27 protein-coding genes and 1 pseudogene are annotated in these 23,521 nt (G+C 68.5%); 9 read left to right on the forward strand and 19 right to left on the reverse strand.

Annotation, left to right across the window (positions count from 1 at the left end; all coding sequences use genetic code 11):
• The first annotated feature begins 48 nt into the window (after window positions 1–48).
• A complete protein-coding gene (locus tag ACH49X_RS22390) occupies window positions 49–1,482 on the forward strand; it encodes a dihydrolipoamide acetyltransferase family protein (RefSeq protein WP_397070883.1) in 1,434 nt (477 codons plus the stop codon).
• Window positions 1,483–1,494: 12 nt separating this feature from the next.
• Here the strand turns inward: ACH49X_RS22390 and ACH49X_RS22395 are convergent, their stop codons facing one another.
• Both ACH49X_RS22395 and ACH49X_RS22400 read right to left on the reverse strand, forming a co-directional pair.
• The gene (locus ACH49X_RS22395; RefSeq protein WP_357103651.1) at window positions 1,495–1,917 is read right to left on the reverse strand and encodes a thioesterase family protein; all 423 of its coding nucleotides are present in this window, start codon (window positions 1,915–1,917) and stop codon (window positions 1,495–1,497) included.
• 58 nt (window positions 1,918–1,975) lie between these two features.
• The gene (locus tag ACH49X_RS22400; RefSeq protein WP_357103654.1) at window positions 1,976–2,941 is read right to left on the reverse strand and encodes an AraC family transcriptional regulator; all 966 of its coding nucleotides are present in this window, start codon (window positions 2,939–2,941) and stop codon (window positions 1,976–1,978) included.
• Between the two features lie 387 nt (window positions 2,942–3,328).
• Between ACH49X_RS22400 and ACH49X_RS22405 the strand changes: the two genes are divergently transcribed.
• On the forward strand, window positions 3,329–4,672 hold the full coding sequence (locus ACH49X_RS22405; protein WP_357209006.1) for an MFS transporter: 1,344 nt from the start codon (window positions 3,329–3,331) through the stop codon (window positions 4,670–4,672).
• 5 nt (window positions 4,673–4,677) lie between these two features.
• Here the strand turns inward: ACH49X_RS22405 and ACH49X_RS22410 are convergent, their stop codons facing one another.
• From ACH49X_RS22410 to ACH49X_RS22435, 6 genes are all read right to left on the reverse strand, one after another.
• Window positions 4,678–5,127: a nitroreductase family deazaflavin-dependent oxidoreductase gene (locus tag ACH49X_RS22410; protein WP_357103660.1), complete on the reverse strand. Its 450-nt coding sequence runs from the start codon at window positions 5,125–5,127 to the stop codon at window positions 4,678–4,680.
• Window positions 5,128–5,153: 26 nt separating this feature from the next.
• On the reverse strand, window positions 5,154–5,894 hold the full coding sequence (locus tag ACH49X_RS22415) for a hypothetical protein (protein ID WP_357209008.1): 741 nt from the start codon (window positions 5,892–5,894) through the stop codon (window positions 5,154–5,156).
• Window positions 5,895–6,065: 171 nt separating this feature from the next.
• Window positions 6,066–7,187 carry a DUF5925 domain-containing protein gene (locus ACH49X_RS22420; protein ID WP_357209010.1) on the reverse strand — a complete coding sequence of 374 codons (1,122 nt, stop codon included), beginning with the start codon at window positions 7,185–7,187 and terminating at the stop codon, window positions 6,066–6,068.
• A 129-nt stretch (window positions 7,188–7,316) separates the two neighbouring features.
• Entirely contained in the window at window positions 7,317–8,747 is a 1,431-nt protein-coding gene (locus tag ACH49X_RS22425) for an NAD(P)(+) transhydrogenase (Re/Si-specific) subunit beta (protein WP_195080563.1), read from the reverse strand.
• The gene (locus ACH49X_RS22430) at window positions 8,747–9,064 is read right to left on the reverse strand and encodes an NAD(P) transhydrogenase subunit alpha (protein WP_062971051.1); all 318 of its coding nucleotides are present in this window, start codon (window positions 9,062–9,064) and stop codon (window positions 8,747–8,749) included. Before ACH49X_RS22430 ends, ACH49X_RS22425 begins: the two co-directional genes overlap by 1 nt.
• Complete coding sequence (locus tag ACH49X_RS22435; RefSeq protein WP_357209011.1) at window positions 9,064–10,260, reverse strand: Re/Si-specific NAD(P)(+) transhydrogenase subunit alpha; 1,197 nt, start codon at window positions 10,258–10,260, stop codon at window positions 9,064–9,066. Before ACH49X_RS22435 ends, ACH49X_RS22430 begins: the two co-directional genes overlap by 1 nt.
• 406 nt (window positions 10,261–10,666) lie before the next feature.
• Here ACH49X_RS22435 and ACH49X_RS22440 point away from each other — a divergent pair, with 406 nt between their 5' ends.
• Genes ACH49X_RS22440 through ACH49X_RS22450 form a run of 3 tightly spaced genes read left to right on the forward strand, consistent with a single transcriptional unit; the run spans window position 10,667 to window position 12,618 of the window.
• The gene (locus ACH49X_RS22440) at window positions 10,667–11,128 is read left to right on the forward strand and encodes an HIT family protein (protein WP_195080562.1); all 462 of its coding nucleotides are present in this window, start codon (window positions 10,667–10,669) and stop codon (window positions 11,126–11,128) included.
• The gene (locus ACH49X_RS22445; RefSeq protein WP_195080561.1) at window positions 11,125–11,961 is read left to right on the forward strand and encodes a maleylpyruvate isomerase family mycothiol-dependent enzyme; all 837 of its coding nucleotides are present in this window, start codon (window positions 11,125–11,127) and stop codon (window positions 11,959–11,961) included. The genes ACH49X_RS22440 and ACH49X_RS22445 overlap by 4 nt, the downstream gene beginning before the upstream one ends.
• A 3-nt stretch (window positions 11,962–11,964) precedes the next feature.
• On the forward strand, window positions 11,965–12,618 hold the full coding sequence (locus ACH49X_RS22450) for a Type 1 glutamine amidotransferase-like domain-containing protein (protein ID WP_357103667.1): 654 nt from the start codon (window positions 11,965–11,967) through the stop codon (window positions 12,616–12,618).
• A 107-nt stretch (window positions 12,619–12,725) separates the two neighbouring features.
• Here ACH49X_RS22450 and ACH49X_RS22455 read toward each other — a convergent pair whose 3' ends face one another.
• Complete coding sequence (locus ACH49X_RS22455) at window positions 12,726–13,235, reverse strand: GtrA family protein (protein WP_357103670.1); 510 nt, start codon at window positions 13,233–13,235, stop codon at window positions 12,726–12,728.
• Between the two features lie 60 nt (window positions 13,236–13,295).
• Window positions 13,296–13,625: a hypothetical protein gene (locus ACH49X_RS22460; RefSeq protein WP_357209012.1), complete on the reverse strand. Its 330-nt coding sequence runs from the start codon at window positions 13,623–13,625 to the stop codon at window positions 13,296–13,298.
• Between the two features lie 223 nt (window positions 13,626–13,848).
• Here ACH49X_RS22460 and ACH49X_RS22465 point away from each other — a divergent pair, with 223 nt between their 5' ends.
• The gene (locus ACH49X_RS22465) at window positions 13,849–15,207 is read left to right on the forward strand and encodes an FAD-linked oxidase C-terminal domain-containing protein (protein ID WP_357103676.1); all 1,359 of its coding nucleotides are present in this window, start codon (window positions 13,849–13,851) and stop codon (window positions 15,205–15,207) included.
• Window positions 15,208–15,238: 31 nt separating this feature from the next.
• Window positions 15,239–15,538 (forward strand): annotated as a pseudogene (locus ACH49X_RS22470) (GNAT family N-acetyltransferase); the annotation flags it as partial.
• Between the two features lie 102 nt (window positions 15,539–15,640).
• Here ACH49X_RS22470 and ACH49X_RS22475 read toward each other — a convergent pair.
• From ACH49X_RS22475 to ACH49X_RS22490, 4 genes are all read right to left on the reverse strand, one after another.
• Complete coding sequence (locus tag ACH49X_RS22475; protein ID WP_357209013.1) at window positions 15,641–15,847, reverse strand: DUF397 domain-containing protein; 207 nt, start codon at window positions 15,845–15,847, stop codon at window positions 15,641–15,643.
• A gap of 18 nt (window positions 15,848–15,865) precedes the next feature.
• Window positions 15,866–16,072, reverse strand: a complete 207-nt coding sequence (locus ACH49X_RS22480; RefSeq protein WP_357209015.1) for a DUF397 domain-containing protein — start codon at window positions 16,070–16,072, stop codon at window positions 15,866–15,868.
• Between the two features lie 75 nt (window positions 16,073–16,147).
• Window positions 16,148–16,354: a DUF397 domain-containing protein gene (locus ACH49X_RS22485; RefSeq protein WP_357209026.1), complete on the reverse strand. Its 207-nt coding sequence runs from the start codon at window positions 16,352–16,354 to the stop codon at window positions 16,148–16,150.
• The gene (locus ACH49X_RS22490; RefSeq protein WP_357209016.1) at window positions 16,344–17,234 is read right to left on the reverse strand and encodes a helix-turn-helix transcriptional regulator; all 891 of its coding nucleotides are present in this window, start codon (window positions 17,232–17,234) and stop codon (window positions 16,344–16,346) included. Before ACH49X_RS22490 ends, ACH49X_RS22485 begins: the two co-directional genes overlap by 11 nt.
• Window positions 17,235–17,647: 413 nt before the next feature.
• On the opposite strand from ACH49X_RS22490, the gene ACH49X_RS22495 reads away from it, so the two are divergent.
• A complete protein-coding gene (locus tag ACH49X_RS22495) occupies window positions 17,648–17,998 on the forward strand; it encodes a hypothetical protein (protein WP_357209017.1) in 351 nt (116 codons plus the stop codon).
• Complete coding sequence (locus ACH49X_RS22500; protein WP_195080553.1) at window positions 17,991–18,212, forward strand: hypothetical protein; 222 nt, start codon at window positions 17,991–17,993, stop codon at window positions 18,210–18,212. Before ACH49X_RS22495 ends, ACH49X_RS22500 begins: the two co-directional genes overlap by 8 nt.
• 159 nt (window positions 18,213–18,371) lie before the next feature.
• Here ACH49X_RS22500 and ACH49X_RS22505 read toward each other — a convergent pair whose 3' ends face one another.
• From ACH49X_RS22505 to ACH49X_RS22525, 5 genes are all read right to left on the reverse strand, one after another.
• Complete coding sequence (locus ACH49X_RS22505; protein ID WP_357209018.1) at window positions 18,372–18,971, reverse strand: hypothetical protein; 600 nt, start codon at window positions 18,969–18,971, stop codon at window positions 18,372–18,374.
• 219 nt (window positions 18,972–19,190) lie between these two features.
• Window positions 19,191–20,348 (reverse strand): acyl-CoA dehydrogenase, encoded by a 1,158-nt coding sequence (locus ACH49X_RS22510; protein WP_195080551.1) that lies wholly within the window; start codon window positions 20,346–20,348, stop codon window positions 19,191–19,193.
• Window positions 20,349–20,513: 165 nt separating this feature from the next.
• Window positions 20,514–21,176, reverse strand: a complete 663-nt coding sequence (locus ACH49X_RS22515) for a TetR family transcriptional regulator (RefSeq protein WP_195080646.1) — start codon at window positions 21,174–21,176, stop codon at window positions 20,514–20,516.
• A gap of 180 nt (window positions 21,177–21,356) precedes the next feature.
• Entirely contained in the window at window positions 21,357–22,409 is a 1,053-nt protein-coding gene (locus ACH49X_RS22520) for a hypothetical protein (RefSeq protein WP_323123970.1), read from the reverse strand.
• Between the two features lie 28 nt (window positions 22,410–22,437).
• Window positions 22,438–23,397, reverse strand: coding sequence for an RNA polymerase sigma-70 factor (locus ACH49X_RS22525; protein WP_195080550.1), 960 nt, complete (start codon window positions 23,395–23,397; stop codon window positions 22,438–22,440).
• Window positions 23,398–23,521: the final 124 nt, after the last annotated feature.

Raw genomic sequence — 23,521 nt, forward strand, 5'->3', positions numbered from 1 at the left:
GAGAGGTGCCGCGTGGAGAATTCTGCCGGCCAGGATCTTCCGGCCTCCGTGCTGGAGTTCCGGCTGCCGGACCTCGGCGAAGGGCTGACCGACGCCGAACTGGTCTCGTGGGCGGTGGCCGTGGGCGACACGGTCGAGCTGAACCAGGCCATCGCCGACGTCGAGACGGCCAAGGCGGTCGTCTCGTTGCCGTCGCCGTTCGCGGGCCGGGTGGTCGAACTGCTGGCGCAGCCGGGCGACACCGTGGCGGTCGGAGCGCCGCTCATTCGCATACGAACAGCGGGAACAGAACAGACGACGAACGAAGCGGGCCGCACGTCGGTCCTGGTCGGCTACGGCCCCGAGGCGGAGGCGACGTCCCGGCGGCGCCCTCCGGCACAGCCCGGCGTCTCGCGAACCGAAAGCATGAACAGCCCGGCGGAACCCGGCCTTTCGCGGCCCGGTGGCGTAGGCGGCCGACCCGGAGAATCCCGCGCCTCGCGGCCCGATGGCACGGGCGGCGAGGCGCAGGAGCCCGGCGTCTCGCGGCCCGGCGATGTCGGCGCGGCGGAGGAACCGCACCGGCGACAACCGGATCATGCGCCCGGCCCGGCCCGCGCGGCGGCGACGCCCGCCGCGCGGAAACTGGCGCGCGAACTCGGCCTGGACCTGTGGTTCATCGCGGGTTCCGGTCCCGGCGGCGCGGTCACCGTCGAGGACGTGCGCGGCGCGGTACCCGTCTCGCAGCCGCGCGCGGCAACCGCGCCCACCGTCGCGGATGCCGGACCGGTCCGGCCGTCCATTCGCGAAGAGCGCACCCCGATCAGCGGCATCCGCAAGCGCACCGCGGCGGCGATGCTCACCAGCGCGCGCACCATTCCCCAGGCCAGCACGTTCGTCACCGTGGACGGCACCGCCTCGATGGAGCTACTCGATCATCTGCGCAGTACGAAACCCTTCGCGGGCCTCACCCTGACCCCGCTGGCCCTGGTCGCGCAGGCGGCGCTGGCCGCGCTCGCCGACTTCCCCGGCATGAACGCCTGCTGGGACGAAGCCGCTCAGGAGATCGTCACCAAGCACTACGTCAACCTGGGCATCGCGGTGGCCACCGAGCGCGGGCTGCTGGTGCCGAACATCAAAGAGGCGCAGACCTTGAGCCTGCGCGACCTGACCAAGGAGATCGGCTGGCTGGCCGACACCGCGCGCGCGGGCGGCGCGACGCCCGCGGAGCTGCGCGGCGGCACGTTCACCATCACCAACGTCGGCGTCTTCGGTGTGGACGCCGGAGTCCCGCTGGTCAATCCGGGCGAGGCCGCGATCCTGTGCCTGGGCTCGATCCGCAAGCGGCCGTGGGTGGTTCGCGACGAGATCGCGGTCCGGTGGGTCACCACCGTGGGCGTCAGCTTCGACCATCGCATGGTCGACGGCGAACTCGCCGCCCGCTTCCTCGCCACGGTCGCGGGATTCCTGGAGGACCCGCTCACCCTGCTCAGCCGCGTCTGACCGGCCCGGCGGTCACTCGGTGACGAGCGCGGCCGCGGCCGTGCGGATGACCTCGGGAATCTCGACCGGCTTGCGCGTATCGGCGTCCACGTAGACGTGCACGAAGACACCGGTGGCCGACAGTTCCAGCTCGCCGTCGGCCTCGCGGAAGATGGCCAGGTCGTAGGTGATGCTGGAGCGTCCGAGCCGGGAGATGCGCAAGCCGACCTGCAACTGGTCCGGGAAACTGATCGAGCCCAGGTACTGGCAGGAGGTCTGCGCCACCACGCCGAGCGCGGGCAGCTCGCGGATGTCGGTTCCGGTGGCGTGCATCAACCACGCGTTGACCGCGGTGTCGAAGTACGAGTAGTAGGTCACGTTGTTCACGTGCCCGTAGTGGTCGTTGTCGGCCCACCGGGTCGGCACCGGCCAGAGCACCGGATACTGCTGCGTCACCCGGCCGACGATAGCTCAGTAGTCGTCCCGCTGTGTCGATCGTGCCGCGTGCGGGGCCCTACGTGGCTACGCGAGCTCCCTCCTCCGGGCCTGACCGCACGCGGCTGTGCCGGTGGTCGCGCGGGGAGACACCGAAGTGCCGTTTGAACGCGGCGCTCAGCGCGAAGGCGCTGCCGTACCCGACCTGACGGGCGATGGCCTCGATGGTGGCGTCGGATTCCTGCAGCAGATCGGCGGCCAGCGCCAGCCGCCATTCGGTGAGGAACGCCATCGGCGGCTCGCCAACCAGGTCGGTGAACCGGCGCGCCAGCGCGGCCCGCGACATCCCCACCGCCTCGGCCAGGCCGGCGACCGTCCACCCGTGCGCCGGATTGTGCTGCAACAGGCGCAGGGCCTTCCCGACCAGCGGGTCGCCGTAAGCGTGGTACCAGGCGGGCGCGTCGTTGCGGGAGAACCAGGCACGGAGCGCGGCGATCAGCACCAGATCGAGCAGACGGTCCAGCACCGCGCTCTGCGCGGGCTCGTCCTTGGTCACCTCGTCGACCAGCAGGTCGAGCACCCTGCTGTCCAACTCGCCGCGCCGCAACACCAGCACCGGCGGGAGCGCGCGCAGCAGGCGACGGCTGGCCGCGCCCGCGGACTCGTAGGTTCCGGTGACCATCAGGGTGGCTCCGTCCGGATCGGTGCCCCACTGCCGCACGCCCAGACTCAGCGTCTCGCAGAGAATTTCGCCCTGCGGCGTCTTCGTCACCTGACCGGGATGGATGATGATCTGCGGTTCGGTCGCCGGGTCGTCGGCCACCGTGTACGGCGCGGGCCCGCGGAAGATCGCCACATCGCCCGCGCCGAGCTGCCGCGGCGCGCCCGCGTCGGTGACGATCCAGGCGCCGCCGCGAATCATCGACAGCACGGTCAGCGGAGCTTCGTCCTGGATGCGCAGCGACCACGGCGGATCCAGCAGCGAACACATCAGGAACGCGCCGCGAGCGCGAGGGCCTTCGAGCAGACTGGCGAGCGCATCCACCCCCTCCACGGTAGACGAACGCGCATGATCACGAGCTGTTGCGCAATGCTCCGTCTCGGCGTGACCGGCTCCGACAACGGGCATTCGGGAGTCGGCTCCCGGACCTGTTCGGCACGGTGCTCGACGGCCGCAACGCGGAGCACGCCGACAGCGTGCCGGTGCGCGCCGCGCCGGAGTCCGAAGGATCGCACCTACTCGTCATGGAAACCATCGGAATCCGGAATACCCCGGGTGCGTGACACGTTTCACATTGTGCAAAGGACTCGCTCGCGGACGAGACGCGCAATGTCGAGCGTCCCGCACGGTCGCACGACCAGGTCAACGGCGCCCTGGACCGGTTCCGCGGGCGAGGCTGCCCATGGGGGAGATTTTCTCGGTACCGTCGAAATGGTGTTGAGCCCGACGGTCGATCGCCGGATCCGCGTGGCGCGTGCCGCGGTGTTCACGGTCTTCGGGTTGAACGGCTTCCTGCTCGCCATGTGGGTGGTGCACATCCCGGTCGTCACCGACCGCACGGGCGTCTCCAAATCGACGCTGGGCATGTTCATTCTGCTGATGTCCGGGGCGGGCATCATCGGGATGCGGCTGGCCGGCCCGCTCGCCGATCGGTTCGGCAGCAGGACGCTGGTCGGGGCCGCGGCGTGCTTCGGATCGGTCGCGGTGGCCGGTCCCGGCTTCGCCACCGGGCCGTTCACCTTGGCGCTCGCGCTGGCCTGCTTCGGTTTCGGCAACGGGGCGCTGGACGTGTCGATGAACACCCAAGCGGTGCACGTGGAACGGGCCTACCGGCGTCCGATCATGGCCGCCTTCCACGCGTTGTTCTCCGGTGGGGGCCTGCTCGGTTCACTGCTCGGCGCCGCCGCTCTGCGGGCGGGCATGGACCTGCGGGTCACCTTGGTCGTCGCCGCGGCGTGCGGCGTCGCGCTGACCCTCACGCTGGTGCCGCGGCTGCTGCGCGAGTCGGCAACCGGCGCGGAAGCCGCGGAGTCCCCTGACGTCGCGTCCGTCCACAGCGGCGGCCTCGACGCCACGCCACCGGAACACAGCGGGAAACGCGCTTCGTCCCGGCACGACAACGTGCCGATCGGGGCCGGCGCGGAGTCCACCGCGCGGCCGCAGGGCCGCGACCAGGTCTCCCGCGCCCATGCCCCGACCCACCTCGACGCCCGAGCGCGCAGCCGAAAAGTGCTCACGCTGGCCGCTATCGCGTTCGCCCTCCTGCTGGCCGAAGGCGTGGCCGCCGACTGGAGCGCCTTGCAGTTGCGCGAACACCTCGGCGCCGACGCGGCCACCGCGGCACTGGCCTTCGGCGCCTTCTCCACCACGATGACGGTCGGGCGTTTCGGCGCCGACCGGGTGAACCACGTCTTCGGCGGGGTCGCGGTGGTGCGCTACGGCTCGCTCCTGGCGGCCGTCGGCTTGGCCGTCATCGTGGTCTCGCCGTGGATACCGCTGACGCTGTTCGGCTGGGCCATGACCGGACTGGGCCTTGCCGGAGGTGTCCCGCAGATCTTCAGCGCGGCGGGGAATCTGGGCTCCCACACGGCCGCGACCGATATGTCACGGGTGTTCAGCGTGGGCTACCTGGGCTTGCTCGCCGGGCCGACGATCATCGGCTGGCTCACCGCCGTGGTGCCGCTGACCACGGCGATGGTCGTGCCGATGCTCGCCGTGCTGCTGTGCTGCGGGTACGCGGGCGTCGTCGCCACGCCGCGCGAGCCGGCACGCTGACCGGATCACGAATCCCAGGACAGCTCGACCATCGGCACCCGGCCGATCGCCGTGCTCGTGGCTTCCTCGATGATGCGACTCAGATTCCGGTACGCCCGCGGGCGCGTGCGCCGGTAGTCGTCGAGAACCGCGGCGGACTCGCCGGAACTCAGCACCCGGGCCACCGCCGGAACCCGGTGGCGCGCCGCGATGCTCACGTAGCAATGCGGATCGGCGGCGAGATTGCGAAACCACTGCGCCTGCGCGCCGAACCCGGAGGCGATCACCGCGCGAGTGCGGCCCGGCCGGGCCACCGTCTCCAGCACCACATAGCGCGGACGTCCCGAGCGACGGCCGGTGTGCTCGAGCAGCAGGAGCCGTCCACCGAACAGGAAACCGAGCCGAGCCCGGAACACGGCGATCGGCGCGCGCACGAACCATCTGGTCCGCAGCAACCGCGCGCCGACGCTCGTCATCGCTTCAGGCTAGCGTTCATCGACCGCTACTTGGGGGCCACCAGGCACAGGGTGATCGGCTCCGGCTTGGGGTAGACGATCGTGTCGTTCTCGGTCGCCTTCGCCCCGCACGCGGACTTGTCGGCGGTGCCGCGCACGATCCGGCCGATCTTGAAGTCCGCCGACGAGCCGCAGGCCACCTTGGTGCTCGCGCCGAGGAAACCGCCGTCGATGCAGTCGCCTTCCTTGACATTCAGCCGCAGGCACAGCGTGTACTCGTTGCTGCCGGTCTGGTAGTAGCTGGCGTAGTCCTTGGTGGGGCAGTTCGCGTTCGCGCCGTCGAGCCGTTGCGCCACCACGTAATTGGCTTCGGGATCGGAGCATTCCTTGGTCGCGAACTCGGCTTTGACGGTGGTGCCGGACAACTTCGCGCACTGACCGATATCGATCTTCTCGCCGTCCGAGCGGAAGACGGTGCGCGCGCCCACGACCAGCAACCCGATCACCAGCACGACGCCGAGGATGCCGAGGATCTTGCCGACGCTGCTCCCGCCGCGATTCTGCTGGGGCGGGGGTCCTGGCGGCGGGAATCCGCCGCCGGGGTAGCCCGGCTGCTGCGGGAAACCACCTTGCGGCGGATAGCCCGGCTGCGGCTGACCGGGATAACCGGGCTGCGGATAACCCTGCGGCTGGCCCGGCTGCCCCGGCAAGCCCTGTGGCGCACCGGCAGGCGGCTGCTGCGGATAGCCGGGCTGGCCTGGATACGGTTGATTCGGTGGTGTGGTCATGGATCCCCTCCCCGGGTCTCGCTTGGTTCCGTGCGCGCAGGGGCGACGGGCGAACCCATGGAATCTAGCCGATCGGCGTCAGTGGCGCCGTGCCGGATGCCAGCCGGTCTCCCAGACCGCATCGGCGAACCGCCGCAACGGATTCGGCTCACCGAAGCCGTCGCGGCGGGTTCACAGATACAGTCCCGGATTCACCGCGTCCACGGCGACGGCGTCGATCCGTGCCTCGCCGTCGCGCGCGGAGACCAGTTCGGCCAAGGTCGCGCCGTCCGGAAACGCGGCGGACGCGCCCGGCTGCTCCCGCTCCAGCCAAGCCGCCGACTCGGCGGAGGACAGCCGCCCGATCTCGATCCGCGCCAGGCACCGTCCCGGCCGCGTCACCGCCGGATGCAGACGGGACAGGTCCTCGTTGGTCGTGATGGCGACGAGCACGTCCCTGCCTTGGCCGAGAATGCCGTCGGTCAGGTTCAGCAGCCGCGAGAGCCCTTGTCCCGCCGCTTCTTTCGCCTCCCCGCGAATCAGCTCGTCACAGTCCTCTAGCACCAGCATCCGCCAGCGCGGCGCCTCCTCGTCGGCGTTGTCCACACCGGCGGCCACCTCCATGAGGTAGCCGGGCTTGCCGAACATCACCTCGGGATCGAGCACGCAGTCCAGCTGGCACCAGCCGCCCCAGGCACGCGCCAGTGCGCGCAGCGCGGTGGTCTTCCCGGTGCCGGGCGGGCCGTGCAGCAGCACCAGCCTGCCGCGGACGTCGTCGGCGGTGAGCGACATCAGACGATCGAGGGCGGTGGCGACCGGTCCCGCGTAGTTGCCGCGGATCGTCGACCACTCCGGGGCCGTGATCGAGCGCGCCCGCCGCTGTGGACCGTGATTGTGCATGTGCCAGAAGCCCATCTCGACGGTCTCGCCCACCTCGGGCGGCGCCGCCGCGTCCCGGATCGCCTCGGCGAGCAGTTCGTCCGCGAGCGTGTCGGTGACGGCGGTGACCTCGACCATCGCCGAGCCGCCCGACCAGCGCACCGACCGCAGCGACCAGCCGGGGCCGACGACCAGCGTGGCCCCGCTGTCGTTGTCGCGCACGGTGCGCACCACGCGGCCACGACTCGGACGCAACGGCGCGTCCGGCCGCACCCGTTCCAGATGCGCGGTGCGCGCGCACGGATGATCGCCGCGCAGGAACGGCCCGAGCGCGAGGGCATCGATCGCGTCGCGGATGGAGTAGGTGGAATCGACTACGACGGTCCATGGCAGCCGCTCGGCCGGATCGGCCGAGGGCTCCCCGGGACCGATCAACCGAAGAGGCTCATGACGTGCGGACACTCGGAGAATGATCCGGGGCGGCGTGGCACGGTGTCCATCGAATTACGACAGTGCCCCCCTCCGCGCCACGGCGGAGGGGGGCACTGCGCGGAAACGCTTCGCCTACAGCGCCTTCAGTTCCTCGGTGACTGCTCCGACGGACTTCTTGGCGTCGCCGAACAGCATGGAGGTGTGGTCGGCGTAGAACAGCGGGTTGTCGATGCCGGCGAAGCCGGAGTTCATCGAGCGCTTGAGCACGATCACCGACTTGGCCTGGTCGACGTTGAGCACCGGCATGCCGTAGATCGGACTCGAGGCGTCCTCGCGGGCGGCGGGGTTGGTGACGTCGTTGGCGCCGATCACCAGGGCGACGTCGGTGCGGCCGAATTCGCCGTTGATGTCGTCCATTTCCTTGAGCGCGTCGTAGGAGACCTCGGCCTCGGCCAGCAGCACGTTCATGTGACCCGGCATGCGACCGGCCACCGGGTGGATGGCGTATTTGACCTCGACGCCCTTGGCCTCCAGCAGCGAGGCCATCTCCTTGACCGCGTGCTGCGCCTGTGCCACCGCCATGCCGTAGCCGGGCACGACGATCACCTGGTTGGCGTAGGCCATCTGGATCGCGGCGTCCGCGGCGGAAGTGGCCTTGGCCTGCTTCTGCTCGCCGCCCGCGCCGCCGACGGCCGCGCCGCCGCCACCGAAGCCGCCCGCGACGATGGCCGGGATGGACCGGTTCATCGCCTTGGCCATCAGGTTGGTCAGGATCGTGCCGGACGCGCCGACGATCATGCCCGCCACGATCATGGCGGTGTTGTTCAGCGCCAGACCCGCCGCCGCGGCCGACAGCCCGGTCAGCGCGTTGAGCAGCGAGATCACCACGGGCATGTCCGCGCCGCCGATCGGCAGCACGACCATCAACCCCAGCACGCCCGCGAGCACGAGCACCGCGATCATCCACAGCTGCGACACCCCCTCACCGGTGGCGCCGACGCCGATCACGACCGCCGCGGCGATCGCGCCGAGCAGCAGCAGAAGGTTCAACGGCTGTTGCAACTTGCCGATCCCGATCGGACGGCCGGGCAGGATCTCCTGCAACTTGCCGAACGCGATCAGCGATCCCCAGAACGACACCGAACCGATGATCGCCGCGAACAGCGATCCGATCACGATGTGCACCGTCGGCTCTTCGTCGAAGTGCGAGAACCCCTGGGAATTGATGAATTCCGACCAGGCGATGAGCGCGACAGTGCCACCGCCGACACCGTTGAACGCGGCCACCAGCTGCGGCATCGCGGTCATCTTCGTGTATTTCGCCGGGGGCACGCCCAGCACGACGCCGACCACCAGACCGGCGACGATGAGAATCCAGTTGCTGGTGTGGCGGATCGAGATCAGCGTCGCGACCACCGCGATCACCATGCCGACCGCCGCGATCAAGTTGCCGCGCACCGCGGTCTTCGGGCCGGTCAAGCCCATCAGACCGTAGATGAACAGCGCGAACGACACGATGTAGAGACCGTTGACCAGGTAGGTCACGTTGTCGAAGGTGTGCATCACTCACCCGCCTTCTGCGCGGCAGCGGGCTTCTTGCCCTTGAACATGCCCAGCATGCGGTCGGTGACCACGAAACCACCGATCACGTTCAGTGTCCCGAACACCACCGCGACGAACAGGATGATCTGGGTCAGGATCGACGGATCCTGCACGTTGCCGAGGGTGACCAGCGCACCGAGCACCACGATGCCGTGGATGGCGTTGGTGCCCGACATCAGCGGCGTGTGCAAGGTGTTGGGCACCTTGGAGATCACGGCGAAACCGACGAACCCGGACAGCACCAGGATCGCGATATTCGCCAGCAATTCGGTATACATCAGTTCTCCACCTTCGCCTCGGTCGCGTCCTTGACCTGCGCCGACTCCGCCGCATCGGTCGCGCCTGCCGCCGCGGCGGGCGCGTCCGGTTCGCGGGTGACGCAGGAATCCGCCAGCACCTGGTCGCTGAAATCGGGGGCCAGCTTGCCGTCGACCAGCATCAACTCCAGCAGCGCCGCGATGTTCTTGGAATACAACTCCGAAGCGTGCTCGGGCATGGTGGCGGGCAGGTTCAACGGCGAGGCGATGGTCACCTCGTGCTTGACCACGGTCTCACCGGGCTCGGTCAGCTCGCAGTTGCCGCCGGTCTCCCCGGCCAGATCCACGATCACGCTGCCGGGCTTCATGCCCTCCACCGCGGCGGCCGTCACCAGTCGCGGCGCGGGACGCCCCGGCACCAGCGCGGTGGTGATCACCACGTCGAAGCCCTTGATCGCGTCCTCGAGCGCCTGCTGCTGCTTGGCCTTCTCCTCGTCGGTGAGCTCACGGGCGTACCCGCCTTCACCGGCCGCGTCGATGCCCAGGTCCAGCCACTGCGCACCCACCGACCGCACCTGATCGGCGACTTCGGGACGCACGTCGTAACCGGTGGTCCGGCCGCCGAGGCGCTTGGCGGTCGCCAGCGCCTGCAAACCCGCGACGCCGACACCGAGCACCAGCACCGTCGCGGGCTTCACCGTGCCCGCCGCGGTGGTCAGCATCGGGAAGAACCGCGTCGACTCCGACGCCGCCAGCAACACCGCCTTGTAGCCCGCCACGTTCGCCTGCGAGGACAACGCGTCCATCACCTGCGCACGCGAGATCCGCGGGATCGCCTCCACCGCGAAGGCCTGCACTCCCGCCGCCTTCAGCGCGCCGATCTGATTGTCGGCGTTGCGCGGCGCGAGGAACCCGATCAGCGTCTGCCCCGACGACAGTTTCGCGACTTCGGCGTCACTGGGCGGAGCCACCTTCACCACCACGTCCGCCGACCACGGATCACCGATCGACGCGCCCGCCTCGACATAGGCTTCGTCGGGAATCAGCGCGCCCTTGCCCGCCCCGGACTCCACGACGACCTCGACGCCCTGCTTCACCAGGCTCGGGATGATCTTCGGCACCAATGCGACACGTCGCTCGCCCGCGTTGGATTCGCGGACGACACCGACACGCGCGCCGCGCGGCGATGGATCGCCTACGCTCTGCGTTGTCTCCACTTGTCAGACTTCCTTCTCTTACTGAGCTTCAGGCAACGGGTAGACGACCGGGCGATGTTACCGATGAGTAAGTTCGCCCAAATCCTCGCCACTGTACCTGGCCCGCGGTGAGCCTAGCTGAGATGCCCGTCACACACGCCGGACGAATCGCGCCGGTGACGCCCGAAAACGTCGGGTCGCCACCGAGCGAACAGCGGGCCGCCGGGGACGGTCCATCTTTTCCTTTCTCGTGTGTGATCGTGGTCTCCCCAGGTGAACACGGCAAGACCGTACAGAGAAGTTGGTTACCCACCTCGAGGTTGGCCACCAGGTGAGACGTGTATCCCACAGCGGAGTAGTGACGTGCGTCATGCCGATCGAGGATCCGGGGTGTTCGGCTCGGCTCGTACGCCGTATGGTCCAGCGTGTGAACGACTGCGTCTTCTGCCGCATCGTGGCGGGCGAGGCACCGGCGGCGAAAGTGTACGAGGACGACACGCTGTGCGCGTTTCTCGACATCCGGCCGATCGCGCGTGGGCACACGCTGGTGATACCGAAGCGGCACGCCGCCGAGCTGGAGGACCTCGACGCCGAACTCGGCGCGCAGATCTTCCGCGTCGGTCATCGGCTCGCCCTGGCCATCCGGCGCAGCAGCCTGGCCGCCGACGGCGCCAATCTGGTGCTCAACGACGGAAGGGCGGCGTTCCAGACCGTCGCGCACGTCCACCTGCACGTGATCCCGCGCAGACACGGAGACACGCTGCGGTTCGCAAAAGGCTTTCTCTTGCGCCGTCCGCATGATCCGGTCGCCACCGCCGCGGCCATCCGGGACGGCATCGCGGCATTGGACAACGAGGGCGCGAGCCCGGAAAAGGAAAACGAGGGATGACCGAGACGATCGATCGGGCCACGCTGATCGACCTGCTGTCGCGGCAGTGGGAGGCGATCGACGCGCTGATCGCCCCGCTGGACGAACAACGCTGGCGCACCCCGTCGTCGCTGCCCGGCTGGACCGTGTTCGACATCGTCGCCCACGTCATCGGCACCGAATCCTTCCTGCTGGGTGACCGGCCGCCCGCGCACGACCCCACCAGGGCCAAGACCGACGTGCGCACGCTGCCCTACGTGCGCAACGAGACCGCGGTGCTCAACGAGATCTGGGTCGACCGCCTGCGCCCGCTGCCCGGCGCCCGCCTGCTCGAGCTGTATCGCGAGGTCATCGACCGCAGGCGCACGGCGCTCGCGGCGATGGACGATGCGGAGTGGGAGAAGGAGACGGTGTCGCCGATCGGCCAGGTGACCTACGGCAGGTTCATGCGGGTGCGGTTGTTCGACTGCTGGATGCACGAACTCGACATCGCCGACGCGCTCGGAGTGCGGGTGGCGGAGGGCGGCCCCCGCGGCGAGATGGCGTTCGCCGAGTTCGCCGGCAGCATCCCGCGTGTGGTGGCGAAGAAGGGCGAGGCGCCGGACGGCGCGCGGATCGCCTTCGCGCTCACCGGTCCGCTGGCCAGGACCCTGCGCATCCAGGTGGCGGGCCGGGCGAGCTACGTGGACGCGTTCGACGGACCCGCCACCGTCGAGATCACCGTTGATTCGGGGCTTTTCGTGCGCTTGGGCGGCGGCCGGACGACCGCCGAAGAGCACGTGGACGAGATCACCATCGAGGGCGACGACGAACTCGGGCAGCGCCTCGTCCGCCATTTGGCCTTCACCATCTGACCCGTGCGACTGTTCCTGTCCAGCTACCGGTTCGGCGCGCACTACGACCGGCTCGCCGCGCTCGCGGGCCCGCCGGGCCGGGTCGCGCTGATCCCGAACGCCTGCGACGCCTGGCCGCGGGCATGGGCGGGCGCGGTGACCAGCGACCTGGCGCCGCTGCGCAAACTCGGCTACCGGCCCGAGGTGCTCGACCTGCGCGAGTACGTCGGCCGGGAGGCCGAGCTGGAACGCAAGCTGGCGCAGTTCCCGCTGCTGTGGGTGCGCGGCGGCAACACGTTCGTGTTGCGCGCCCAGTTCGCCCGCAGCGGCGCGGATCGGATTCTGCCCCGGCTGCTCGCCGCCGACGCGCTCGTCTACGCCGGTTACAGCGCCGGGGCCTGTGTGATGACCCCGGACCTGCACGGCCTGGAATCGGTGGATGATCCGGCCGAGGTGCAACCGGCGTGCGGCGTCGAACCCCGATGGGACGGACTGGCTTTGGTGGACCGCCGGATCGTGCCGCACATCGATTCGGCCACCGACCCCACCGGTGACTGCACTCGCCTCGCGGCTCGTTACCGCGCCGATGGCGTCGCGCACTGGGCGTTGACCGACGACGACGCGATCGTCGTCGACGGCGAGCGCACCGAAGTGCTGGTCGATCGGGCCGCGTCGTAATCGTTCCCCGCTCGCACTCGGGCTCTCCAGAGCGGCGGTCACCTCGTCCGCACGCGGCTCACTCGAAGCATCCGCTCAGCTAGCGGCGTCTGCGAAAACCTTGACACCTACATCGCGTCGGGCGCGAGTTCGGGTTCCGGTTCGGCCGCGCGGCGGAAGACCACCCAGCGCATCGCGCTGTACATGTAGACGGCCTCGCACGCACCCGCCAGCAATCGGGACAGGTGGTACTCCAGGCCCAGCGCGGTGAGTCCGCTGCCGATGCCGAGGATGAACGCGAGGTAGTTGACGACGACCACCACGACGTACACCGCGGCCTGCCTGCCGACCGGAGCGTGGGAGTGGAAGTTGAACGTGCGGTTGAGCACGAAGGCGAGCCCGAACGCGCAGACGTAGGCCACCGTCACCGACGACCACACCGGCAGATCCAACCAGCCGTGCAGAACGGTGAGCAGTGCCAAGTCGACGGCGAAGGTGCCGCTGTTGATCAGCGCAAAGCCGAGCAAGGTCGGCGGAACGAGCCGGTTCAGCCCGAACGGCAGCCGGTGCGCGACCGCCTCGCACCAGCGGGTGAACCGGTCGGCGATGGTGTCGGCGGTCTCGGACAGCTCGTGCACGCGGCCAGCGTGCCAGCGGCAGATGTCCGGCAGATGAGCGGACGGCGACCGCGGGGTGGCTCAGCCGATCTGGGCCTGGCCGGGATTCTCCGCGGCGTGCTCCAGGCTCGCCCAGGCCGCCATGCACCGCCGCCGCGCGACATCGTCCGCCTCCGCGAGCAGCGCCTCCAGCAACTCGCGCGGCTCGCGCCGCCACAGGTCGGCCAGCTCGGCGATGGCCTCCTTGCCGAAGACACCGGAGCGGTCCAGCGCGGTCAGCCATTCCTCGTGCTCACCCGCGTGCACCCGGCGCAGCGCGTCCGGGTCGAAGCCGTCCTCGACGAACTCGCTGGAGAACATCGCGGCGACCAGTTCCCGGCGACTCGGTTGTTCGCCCTGCATCCGTTCCATCCCTCCAAGTGGTACGCGGCGAACCGCATGGACTGCCGGCGCCACGACACAGCGCCAGGAGAACTCGATGCCCCGAACAGTCAAGCCCCTGTCGGCATTCTGGTCTCCCGTAGGCGGTAATACCACTGTGGCGGGTGACATCACATTCCGGGGCTTCCGTTCGCCACGGGCGCGCGGGTCGCCCGATCAGCAAATATCGGGCACGGGGAGCTAGCGTGAGGTGGTGGACCTGCATGACTTGATCGCCGCGCTCCCCGACGGCGCGGTGCTCACCGATGCCGACCTGCTGGCGAGCTACCGGCAGGACTGGGCCCGCGATCCCGGCGCGGGCACCGCCCTGGCCGTGGTGCGTGCCACCAGCACCGACGACGTGGCCACGACGCTGCGCTGGGCCACCGCCCGGCGCGTCCCGGTGATTCCGCGCGGGGCCGGCTCGGGGCTGTCCGGTGGCGCGACGGCCGTCGACGGCGCGATCGTGCTGAGCACCGAGCGGATGCGGGAGATCTCCGTCGACCCGGTGACCCGCACCGCGGTGGTGCAGCCGGGCTTGCTCAACGCCGAGGTCAAGCGCGCGGTCGCGGAGCACGGGCTGTGGTATCCGCCCGACCCGTCGTCGTTCGAGATCTGCTCGATCGGCGGCAACGCCGCGACCAACGCGGGCGGCCTGTGCTGTGTGAAGTACGGGGTCACCACCGATTACGTGCTCGGCATGCAGGTCGTGCTCGCCGACGGCACGGTCGTGCGGCTCGGCGGTCCTCGTTTGAAGGACTCGGCCGGGTTGTCGCTCACCAAGCTGTTCGTCGGCAGCGAGGGCACGCTGGGCGTGATCACCGAGCTGACCCTGCGGCTGCTGCCCGCGCAACCGCCGCAGAGCACGGTCGTCGCCAGCTTCCCCACGCTCACCGCCGCCACCGACGCGATCCTGGCCATCACCGGCGAACTGCGCCCGTCCATGCTCGAGTTCATGGACTCGGTGTCGATCAACGCCGTGGAAGACGAACTGCGGATGGGATTGGACCGGAAGGCGGCCGCGCTACTGGTCGCCCGATCCGACGCCCCCGGCGAATTCGCCAGGCGCGAAGCCGAGATCATGGCGGCGGCCTGCGAGAAGGCAGGCGCGACAGAGGTTTTCCACACCGAGGACCCTTCCGAGGGCGAGGCGTTCACGGCCGCACGACGCTTGGCGATTCCCGCCGTGGAGAAGCTGGGGCCGCTGCTGCTCGAAGATGTCGGCGTGCCGCTGCCCCGGCTCGGCGACTTGGTGAGCGGCGTCGCCGAGATCGCCGAGCGCAACGCGGTGACGGTGTCGGTGATCGCGCACGCGGGCGACGGCAACACCCACCCGCTGATCGTGCACGACCCCACCGACGCCGATCACACCGCGCGAGCGCACCGCGCCTTCGGCGAGATCATGGACCTCGCCATCGCCCTCGGCGGCACCATCACCGGCGAACACGGCGTCGGCCGCTTGAAGAAGGCCTGGCTGCCCGATCAGCTGGGCCCCGATGTGATGGCCCTGACCCGCCGCATCAAGGACGCACTCGACCCCGACGGCATCCTCAACCCCGGCGCGATCCTCTGACCGCCCCGCCGGAACATTCCCTTCGCACGAGGAGTTCTACCCCGACATGACGACCAGGCTCGAACACAACGTCGCCGACACCCGCTTCGAGATCTACATCGACGACACCCTCGCCGGGTACGCCGACTACGCCGAACGCGAGGACACCAAGACCCGCGACTTCCACCACACGCTGACCTTCCCCGAATTCCGAGGCCGAGGCGTTGCCGCCCAAGTCGTCGAATACGCCCTCAACGACTCCCGCGCCGCCGGTTTCTCGGTCATCCCCACCTGCTGGTACGTCGAGCAGTACATCTCCCAGCACCGCGAATACGCCGACCTGGTCAAGTAGACCTTCGACGCACCCGCGAGTGGCACACCACCGAGAGGTCTACTCACGTTTCGCCGCAGCCATGTGCCACTCGCGGATTGATCCCGTGGATGCTGCCGGGGGTTAGGGGTGTCCGGACTGGCCGCTGGCTATGCCTGTGGTGAAGGTGTCCCACGCGCTTGGTGTGAAGACCAGTGCTGGGCCAGTCGGGTTCTTGGAATCCCGCACGCCGACACCGCCTCCCGTGAGGAAGGCGACCTCGACGCATGCTTTGTCGCCGCCGCTACGGGTACTTTTGAACCACTTCGTCTCGCTGAGGATGGTATTCACGGCGCGAGCTCCCTTCCCTCAGGGGCGCTCGAATGCGCCATGGGCTATGCCAGCGGTGAAGGCACCCCAGTCACCGGGGGTGAAGACCAGCGCGGGGCCGGCCGGGTTCTTCGAGTCCCGGACGCCGATACCGCCTCCGGCGAGAAAAGCGACCTCGACGCATGCTTTATCAGCCCCGCTGTAGCGGCTCTTGAACCACTTCGCCCCTGATAGGTCGATGTTCACGGTGCATACTCCCTTGCTATCTGCCGGAGCAGGTTCTTGCTCTGATCCGGGTTCAGCGCCGCGCTTCTGATCGTTTCAGGGGCGGTTGAATTCCCCATCCGACACGCCAGCGGTGAAGGCGTCCCACTCGCCGGGTGTGAACACCAGTGCCGGGCCGGACGGGTTCTTCGAGTCACGCACGCCGACCATGCCACGGCCGAGAAACGCAACCTCAACACACTCTTTACCGGCCTGGCTACGGCTGCTCTTGAACCACTGTGCCCCCGATACGTCAACGTCCACGCTGCTCATGCTCCCTTGCCACCTGCCTCAGCAGGGTTCTACTCGAGTTGACATCCAAGGCGGATTCCCTGATGCTGTCGTACCTTTGAGTGTAGGCACCCACGTCGGCGGCATCTTCGAGATACATATCTCCGACCGCGCCTTCCAGATAGACCACTGGCGGCTCAACCTGGTCCACAGGAACGCTCTCCCCGAAAACCAGAATCACGAACGGCGGCATGGACACGCCTCCGGGGAAGCCCGCATGGAACGGCAGTACGCGAATTGTCACGTTATCCCTTGTAGACATATCCGCAAGGTGCCGGTTTTGGGTTGCCATGATCGCGCTGCTGCCAGCCACACGCCATAAAGCGCCTTCGCCGATAACCACGTCGAGCACGACCGGCTGTGTCTTGCGGGTCACGAGATTCTGTCGCTGCGCCTTTATTTCAAGCCGTTGCTCCCACTGCTGTATTGATTCATCCGGCCACGCGAGTCGAACAAGCGCCTGCGCGTAGTCGGCGGTTTGGAGCAGACCCGGTATCAGGTCCGGCTGGTACGACACCAACTTCACCGCTGCGGCTTCGAGTCCGACGTACACATCGAACGTCTTGGGGATCAGATCGCCGTACTGGTGCCACCAACTCTTGACGTTGGCCTGCTTGGCCAGTCCGACGAGCGCGACCGTCAAATCCTTCGGGACACCGTACAGATCACATGCCGCCTGGATATCGCGAGACCTGATTCGCGAGTTCTGCCCCTTCTCCAGCCGTTGAAGACTGCTCGCTCCGATCTCCAGCAGGTCGGCGGCCTTCGCCTGGGTCATCCCGGTGCGCGTGCGCCACTCGGTCAGGTACCTCCCGAGCTGACGACGCGGCAGAGTCGAACCGGTTTCCGACAAGTTGACCTCCCTTCCCCGTCACGGGCACATCGAATTACCCGCCTCGCGTACATCCTCACACCGTTTGCGGTGCGCGCGCTGGGCTTTTGAGGGTCTTTTCTCGGTGTACCCGATTCGGGGCGCCCGTGCCTGCGTGTCATTGTCTGATGACCGGGCGCACCGGGCGGGAGGGATGGACAGGCTCGCAGAGCAATTCACCCCATCCGTGGACATGCCAGGGATGACAAGACCGGGCGCACCTTCTACCCGTCGATGCGACCCGAGGTCTTCTGATGGATGAGCCAATAGCTTTCGGAGACACCCCACTGTCCCGATGCCACTACTACCGGCGAGTGTGCAACCTGCCCGCGATCGTGGACCCTCCCCAGATCGGGCGGATCGTCGTCCGCACCGGAATGGTCTGGGGCATAACCATGCCCGCCGTGCTCGGACAGCACGTGAAGGTGTGGATGCAGGACCACGGCCACGAGCTGGGGCCGATCCTGTCGCATCCGCGCTCGAATCGATGGACGTTCCTCATCCGCCCCGATCTGCCGGACGACGTGCCGCTGTTCGCCGAGATGTTCCGATTGAACGTGTCCATCATCCGTTACGGCGGCATGATCGCGCTGCCGAGCCCCGCTGACCGAGGGACCAAGTTCCGCGCGTGGATTACCAACCCGAACACGGCCTTTCGCCCATCTGGCTGCGTGGTCATCGCGGCGGTCCGCCATTGCGTGGCCGCGAAGCTCGCGCGTGGTCGGCGGGTGACCACATATGCCTGACCGCGCAGTCTCCCCCATCCCGTCCGAGCCGGATGTCCACCTGTCGGTGTTCTGGCACGGAGCCCGCATGGACTTCGTCGCCTGCGTCACGGCCGCATGCCTTTTCGTCCAGGAATGGCGCGCCCGGCACTGGCACGACGCGGTGGAAGTATCCACAGACACCACCGACGCCTACCCGAGGCTCCCATGCGAACGCCTCTACCTGGAGCCCTGACAGCACCCCACCGTCATCGCCCCGGCAAAGTCGGCGACATACGTACACGAGTGGCACACCAGCGAGAGGTGCACTCGCGTTTTGCCGCAACCATGTGCCACTCGTGGCGGCCATCCATGGTGGATGGGGACTTTCGCTGGAGTAAGTCGTCTTGCCGGGTTACGAGTCGAGCGAGCCCGCTGCGGCCAAGAGGCGGGTCACCTCTTCCGCTCGTTGTACGTAGGTCAACGCCTCGCCGACGTTCGGCTTGTGCAGCCCATGTGCGACTTGATTGCGAAGGGCCCTGAGTTCATCGAGTGGTTTGACGACACGATCAGGAAGAACTCCCGCACCCACAAGGCTTCTGGCCTTGACGTAGATCGGCTTCGGCCGACGGTCTCCGGGCTCGAGCTGCTCGTAAAGCAGGTCTATCGCGCGTTCGACGTCCATCCACGCTTTCACAACACCCAGCTCTGGCATAGCCTGCACGATGCGGAGTAGACCGTCGTAGCCGCTGAATTCATCGGCCGGCGTTCCCGATCGCCGCTCCGCGGTATCGCCTTCTCCGTTGGTGGATGGAGCCTCGAGCTCGTCGACATGTTCCTCCAACTGGGCCAGTCGTTCGCCGAAATCTCCCGTGACACCGAACGCCTCGATTCGGGTGAGGCGCTCGACCACGCTTCTAAGAGGTTTGCGAAGAATAACCAGCCCAACCACCACCACGACCGGCCACGACACAACAATCTCGAGAAGCTTGACCACGAGTTCCTGCCATGCCATGGGGATAGCCTACGGCTTCTACTGTGTATCTGCGCTTTTCGGTGCAGGCAGGTGAAGCACGCACGGGATGGCCCCGCTGACAGCTGGGCCGTCGAGCGTTGAGCGGGCGCGGCGATGCGATCGACAGAATGTTCGGGCGGCCTGTGCTGCTCGACGGCCTGGAGACGGCCTGAGACGCGGTTGCAGGCACGCCCGAACATCCGGCGATCTACAACAACCTCACTTGAGCAGGGCGCGGCTCATCACCAGGCGCTGGATCTGGTTGGTGCCCTCGTAGATCTGGGTGATCTTGGCGTCGCGCATCATGCGCTCCACCGGGAAGTCGGTGGTGTAGCCCGCGCCGCCGAAGAGCTGGACGGCGTTGGTGGTGACTTCCATGGCGACGTCGGAGGCGAAGCACTTGGCGGCGGCGGAGATGAAACCGAGGTTCTGCTCGCCGCGCTCGGCGCGGGCGGCCGAGGTGTACACCATGAGGCGGGCGGCCTCGATCTTCATCGCCATGTCGGCGAGCATGAACTGGGTGTTCTGGAAGTCGGCGATCGACTTGCCGAACTGCTTGCGGTCCTTGGTGTAGGCGATGGCAGCGTCCAGCGCGCCCTGGGCCAAGCCGACGGCCTGCGCGCCGATGGTGGGGCGGGTGTGGTCGAGGGTCTGCAGCGCGGTCTTGAAGCCGGTGCCCGGCTCGCCGATGATGCGGTCACCCGGCACCCGGCAGTTCTCGAAGTACAGCTCGGCGGTGGGCGAGCCCTTGATGCCCAGCTTGTGCTCGAGCGGGCCGACCACGAAGCCCTCGTCGTCCTTGTGCACCAGGAATGCCGAGATGCCGTTGGCGCCCTTCTCCGCGTCGGTCACCGCCATCACGGTGTACCAGGAGGACTTGCCGCCGTTGGTGATCCAGCACTTGGAGCCGTTGATGATCCAGTCGTCACCCTCCTGCTTGGCCCGGGTGCGCATGCTCGCCGCGTCGGAACCCGCCTCGCGCTCGGACAGCGCGTAGGAGGCCATCTCGCCGTTGACGATGTCCGGCAGCACCTTCTGCTTCAGCTCCTCGGAGCCGTTCAGGATCAGGCCCATGGTGCCGAGCTTGTTGACCGCCGGGATCAGCGAGGACGAACCGCAGACGCGCGCGACCTCTTCGATCACGATGCAGGTGGCCACCGAGTCGGCGCCCTGACCCCCGTAGGCCTCGGGCACGTGCACGGCGTTGAAGCCGGAGGCGTTGAGCGCGGTCAGCGCCTCCTGCGGGAAGCGGGAGTTGCCGTCGACGTCCTTGGCGTGCGGGGCGATCTCCTTCTCCGCGAGGGCGCGGATCGCTTCGCGCAGCTCATCGTGGAAATCCTCGAGCTTGAACAGGTCGAAATCGGGGTTTCCCGCCATCGGGCTTCACTCCTGATCGTCGGTGGTCGGCGCCGCTTTCCGTGGAACAAAAGCAGCAAATCGGCACTCAGTGCCACATATGAGTCGAGTATACCCCCATGGGGGCCGATCAAGTGGGCCAATGAGGTGGCACTCAGTGTCAGATAGGTCGCACTCCGGGCCGGATCACAGCGAACCGAGCTTGCGGACCAGCAGGTCGGCGATCTGCCTGGGCGGAACGTCGCGCGGGAACACCGCGACGACCAGTTCGTCGGCGTCCGCGGCGCGCCCGGCTCCGCGCGGGATGGCGGCCAGCTCCATGCGCAGGTCCGCCGCACCCGCGTCCGACTCGCCGCGCACCATCCGGCGCAGCAGATAGTTGTGTGTCGCCGTCACAGCGGCGGTGAACTGCACCCGCGCCAGATCCGGGGCATCGGGCAGCCGCTCGCGCAGGTAGTCGGTGAACAGCCGTTCGTAGCGGAACACGGTGACGATCTCGCGCTCCCGCAGCGCGGCCACCCGCCGGACCACCTGATAGCGCCGCGCCGCTATCTCCCGCCACTGCGTGAACCGCTCGAAGACCTGCACCACCGCCGAGCACACCGCCTCCCACGGGTCCTCGCGCGAGGCGGCCAGGAACTCCGCGGCCTGCGCCAGCTGCGACTCGTGGTCGGCGAAGATCACGTCCTCTTTCGACCGGAACTGCCGGAAGAACGTGCGCCGCGAGATGCCCGCCGCTTCCGCGATCTCGTCGACGGTCGTCGCCTCGTACCCCTTCTCGGCGAACAACCGCAGCGCCTGATCCACCACCGTGAGCCGAAAATGCGCGGTGTCGTCGCCTCCCCGCATCCGAGCGATATCCCCTGTAGTCACGACCTCACACCGTAGTCAGCGGGCCGAGAGCGCGAGTCCCCACACCGGGAGCTTTCGCCGTATCGGCAGGCGAGGGTGCCGAGTCGCGCCGTGGATTCGATTGCGCCGCGGGAAGATAGGCACTACATGCCCGAACCATCTCGAAGGCAGTGCAGGTCAACTCGCGAGGGTACCGACATGGCCCGGCGCCGCTGATCCGTGCGTCCCGCGCAGTCCTCTCGCGCCACCTGCCGCACGGCGCGCACGCAGCCCCCCGACCAGGCACAACGACAGCCCGAGCAGGAGCCAGGCCAGCAGGACGAGAACAGCGTGGGTGGCGCCGCGGCCGTCGAAGAACGCGGTGGACCGCAACAACCACCCACCGGCACCGGGCGGCAACATCCGGCCGAGCGCGCCGGACCAGCCGGGCAGCATCTCGGGCGCGGTGGCGGTACCGGAGAGAGGGTTGCCGATGAGCATCATGACGACGGCGCCGATCCCGATCCCGGCGTATCCGAGCAGCGCCTCGAGCCCGAGAACGGTCGAAGCGATGGCCGCGATGGACAAGCCGACGGCGCCGGCGTTGGCGAGGTAGGAACCGCTCACCGACCCGAGCCAGAACTGCAGGATCGCGGCCACGGCCAGGCCGCCCGTGGTCGCGAAGGCCAGCGCTCCGACAACCCTGCGGAACGTGCCGCGAACAAGCCTGGTCAGCAGCACCGCGGCCAACAGACCACCCATGACCAAAGGCAAGGCGCCTGCGGCCAGACCGGCTCCTCGCGGATCACCGGCAGGCAGGGCGGCGAGGTCGCGGACCGTCGCGCCGGGACTGCCTGCCCGAGCCAGGCCACCGGCCACCCCCTGCAAGGTCTGGGCGACCGCCGGACTGGCGGCCGAGGCGACGATCACCTGCGCACCGCCGGAGCCGAGGTCGATCGCCCCGTAGACCCGCCGGTCGCGGACGAGTTGTTCGGCAGCCGTGGTGTCGGCGACTTCGGTGATCACGAAGCCGCCCGGCAGCTGTCGATCGAGCGCGGCGCGGACCTGCGCGACCGCGGCGCTGGGACCCGCGACAGCGATCGGCACATCGTGGACCGACGACCGCACCGACGGCCAGGCGAAAGCGGCGAGCAACACGCTGACGATCGCCGTGAGCAGGAGCACCGCTCCGGCCACCGTGGGCCATCGTGACGGAAGGGAATCGGCGGCGAGCAGCGCCCGCGTGGTCATGTCTTCTCCTCGAGCAGGTGAGCCGGATTCAGTGCAGGGTGAGTGGGGTCTCGGCATCGACGTGGGTGAGTTTCTGCGGGTTGCGCACGTAGTAGAGGCCGGTGATACGGGTGTCCTCGACGCGCATCGCGAGAACGCCGTCCAGTTCGCCGTTCATATGCAGAGCCAGCGCGGGGCCGCCGTTGACCGTGGTCACCTCGACGGTGAGCGCGACATCGTTTCTGGTGAGTCCGCCGACGATGAAACGGGCCACCTTGTCGGCGCCGGTGACGGGGTGCGGTGTGGCCTGCTTGATACCGCCGCCGTCGCTGATGGCGACGACGTCGGGGGCCAGAATGTCCAGCAAGCCTTGCAGGTCGCGCGTCTCCAGCGCACGCCGGAACGCCTCGGCCGCCGCCTCGACCTGGCGCGCCGTCACCGACCGGCGTGGACGGCGCGCTTCGACGTGACGGCGGGCCCGGTGGGCGATCTGGTGAACCGCGCCGGGCGTCTTGTCGACCGCCGCCGCGATCTCCTCGTAGTCGAACCCGAACGCTTCACGTAGCACGAACACCGCCCGCTCGGTGGGGCTCAGTGTCTCGAGCACGAGCATCAGCGCCATCGACACGCTTTCGGCGAGTTCGACGTCCGCGGCCACGTCGGGTGTGGTGAGCAGCGGCTCCGGCAGCCAAGGGCCCACGTACGCCTCCCTGCGGCGCTGCACCGAGCGCAGCCGGTTGAGCGCCTGCCTCGTGGTGATCCGGACCAGGTAGGCGCGCGGCTCGGTGACGTGCGCCGCGTCGACTCCGACCCAACGCAACCAGGTCTCCTGCAAGACGTCGTCGGCGTCGGCCACCGAGCCGAGCATCTCGTAGGCGACGGTGAACAGCAGGTTGCGGTGGGCGAGGAACGTTTCGGTCGCCACGGCGGTGGCGTGCTCGCCGCTGTCGCGGCGTTTCGACTCCGGATCGGCCGACTGTTGCCCACCGGCTCCACTGGCTGCTTCCATGAGGTCCTCTTCTGTTGGTAATTCGATCCGGCTCATCGGAAGGTCGATACACAGCCCCGGCGCACGTCACCGCTCGCGGCGGATCGCCGAGGTCGCACGGGCGCGGCGGCAAGGGACGACGCCG

The organism is Nocardia sp. NPDC019323 (genome assembly GCF_044389845.1).
GTDB lineage: Bacteria > Actinomycetota > Actinomycetes > Mycobacteriales > Mycobacteriaceae > Nocardia > Nocardia implantans.

Coding starts and splice junctions, on each gene's coding strand:
- ACH49X_RS22510 (WP_195080551.1), bottom strand. CDS start 20,348: ATGGCGGGAAACCCCGATTTCGACCTGTTCAAGCTCGAGGATTTCCAC.
- ACH49X_RS22500 (WP_195080553.1), top strand. CDS start 17,991: ATGCCTGACCGCGCAGTCTCCCCCATCCCGTCCGAGCCGGATGTCCAC.
- ACH49X_RS22460 (WP_357209012.1), bottom strand. CDS start 13,625: ATGGAACGGATGCAGGGCGAACAACCGAGTCGCCGGGAACTGGTCGCC.
- ACH49X_RS22505 (WP_357209018.1), bottom strand. CDS start 18,971: ATGGCATGGCAGGAACTCGTGGTCAAGCTTCTCGAGATTGTTGTGTCG.
- ACH49X_RS22515 (WP_195080646.1), bottom strand. CDS start 21,176: ATGCGGGGAGGCGACGACACCGCGCATTTTCGGCTCACGGTGGTGGAT.
- ACH49X_RS22415 (WP_357209008.1), bottom strand. CDS start 5,894: ATGACCACACCACCGAATCAACCGTATCCAGGCCAGCCCGGCTATCCG.
- ACH49X_RS22425 (WP_195080563.1), bottom strand. CDS start 8,747: ATGCACACCTTCGACAACGTGACCTACCTGGTCAACGGTCTCTACATC.
- ACH49X_RS22405 (WP_357209006.1), top strand. CDS start 3,329: ATGGTGTTGAGCCCGACGGTCGATCGCCGGATCCGCGTGGCGCGTGCC.
- ACH49X_RS22410 (WP_357103660.1), bottom strand. CDS start 5,127: ATGACGAGCGTCGGCGCGCGGTTGCTGCGGACCAGATGGTTCGTGCGC.
- ACH49X_RS22445 (WP_195080561.1), top strand. CDS start 11,125: ATGACCGAGACGATCGATCGGGCCACGCTGATCGACCTGCTGTCGCGG.
- ACH49X_RS22430 (WP_062971051.1), bottom strand. CDS start 9,064: ATGTATACCGAATTGCTGGCGAATATCGCGATCCTGGTGCTGTCCGGG.
- ACH49X_RS22520 (WP_323123970.1), bottom strand. CDS start 22,409: ATGACCACGCGGGCGCTGCTCGCCGCCGATTCCCTTCCGTCACGATGG.
- ACH49X_RS22495 (WP_357209017.1), top strand. CDS start 17,648: ATGCCCGCCGTGCTCGGACAGCACGTGAAGGTGTGGATGCAGGACCAC.
- ACH49X_RS22525 (WP_195080550.1), bottom strand. CDS start 23,397: ATGGAAGCAGCCAGTGGAGCCGGTGGGCAACAGTCGGCCGATCCGGAG.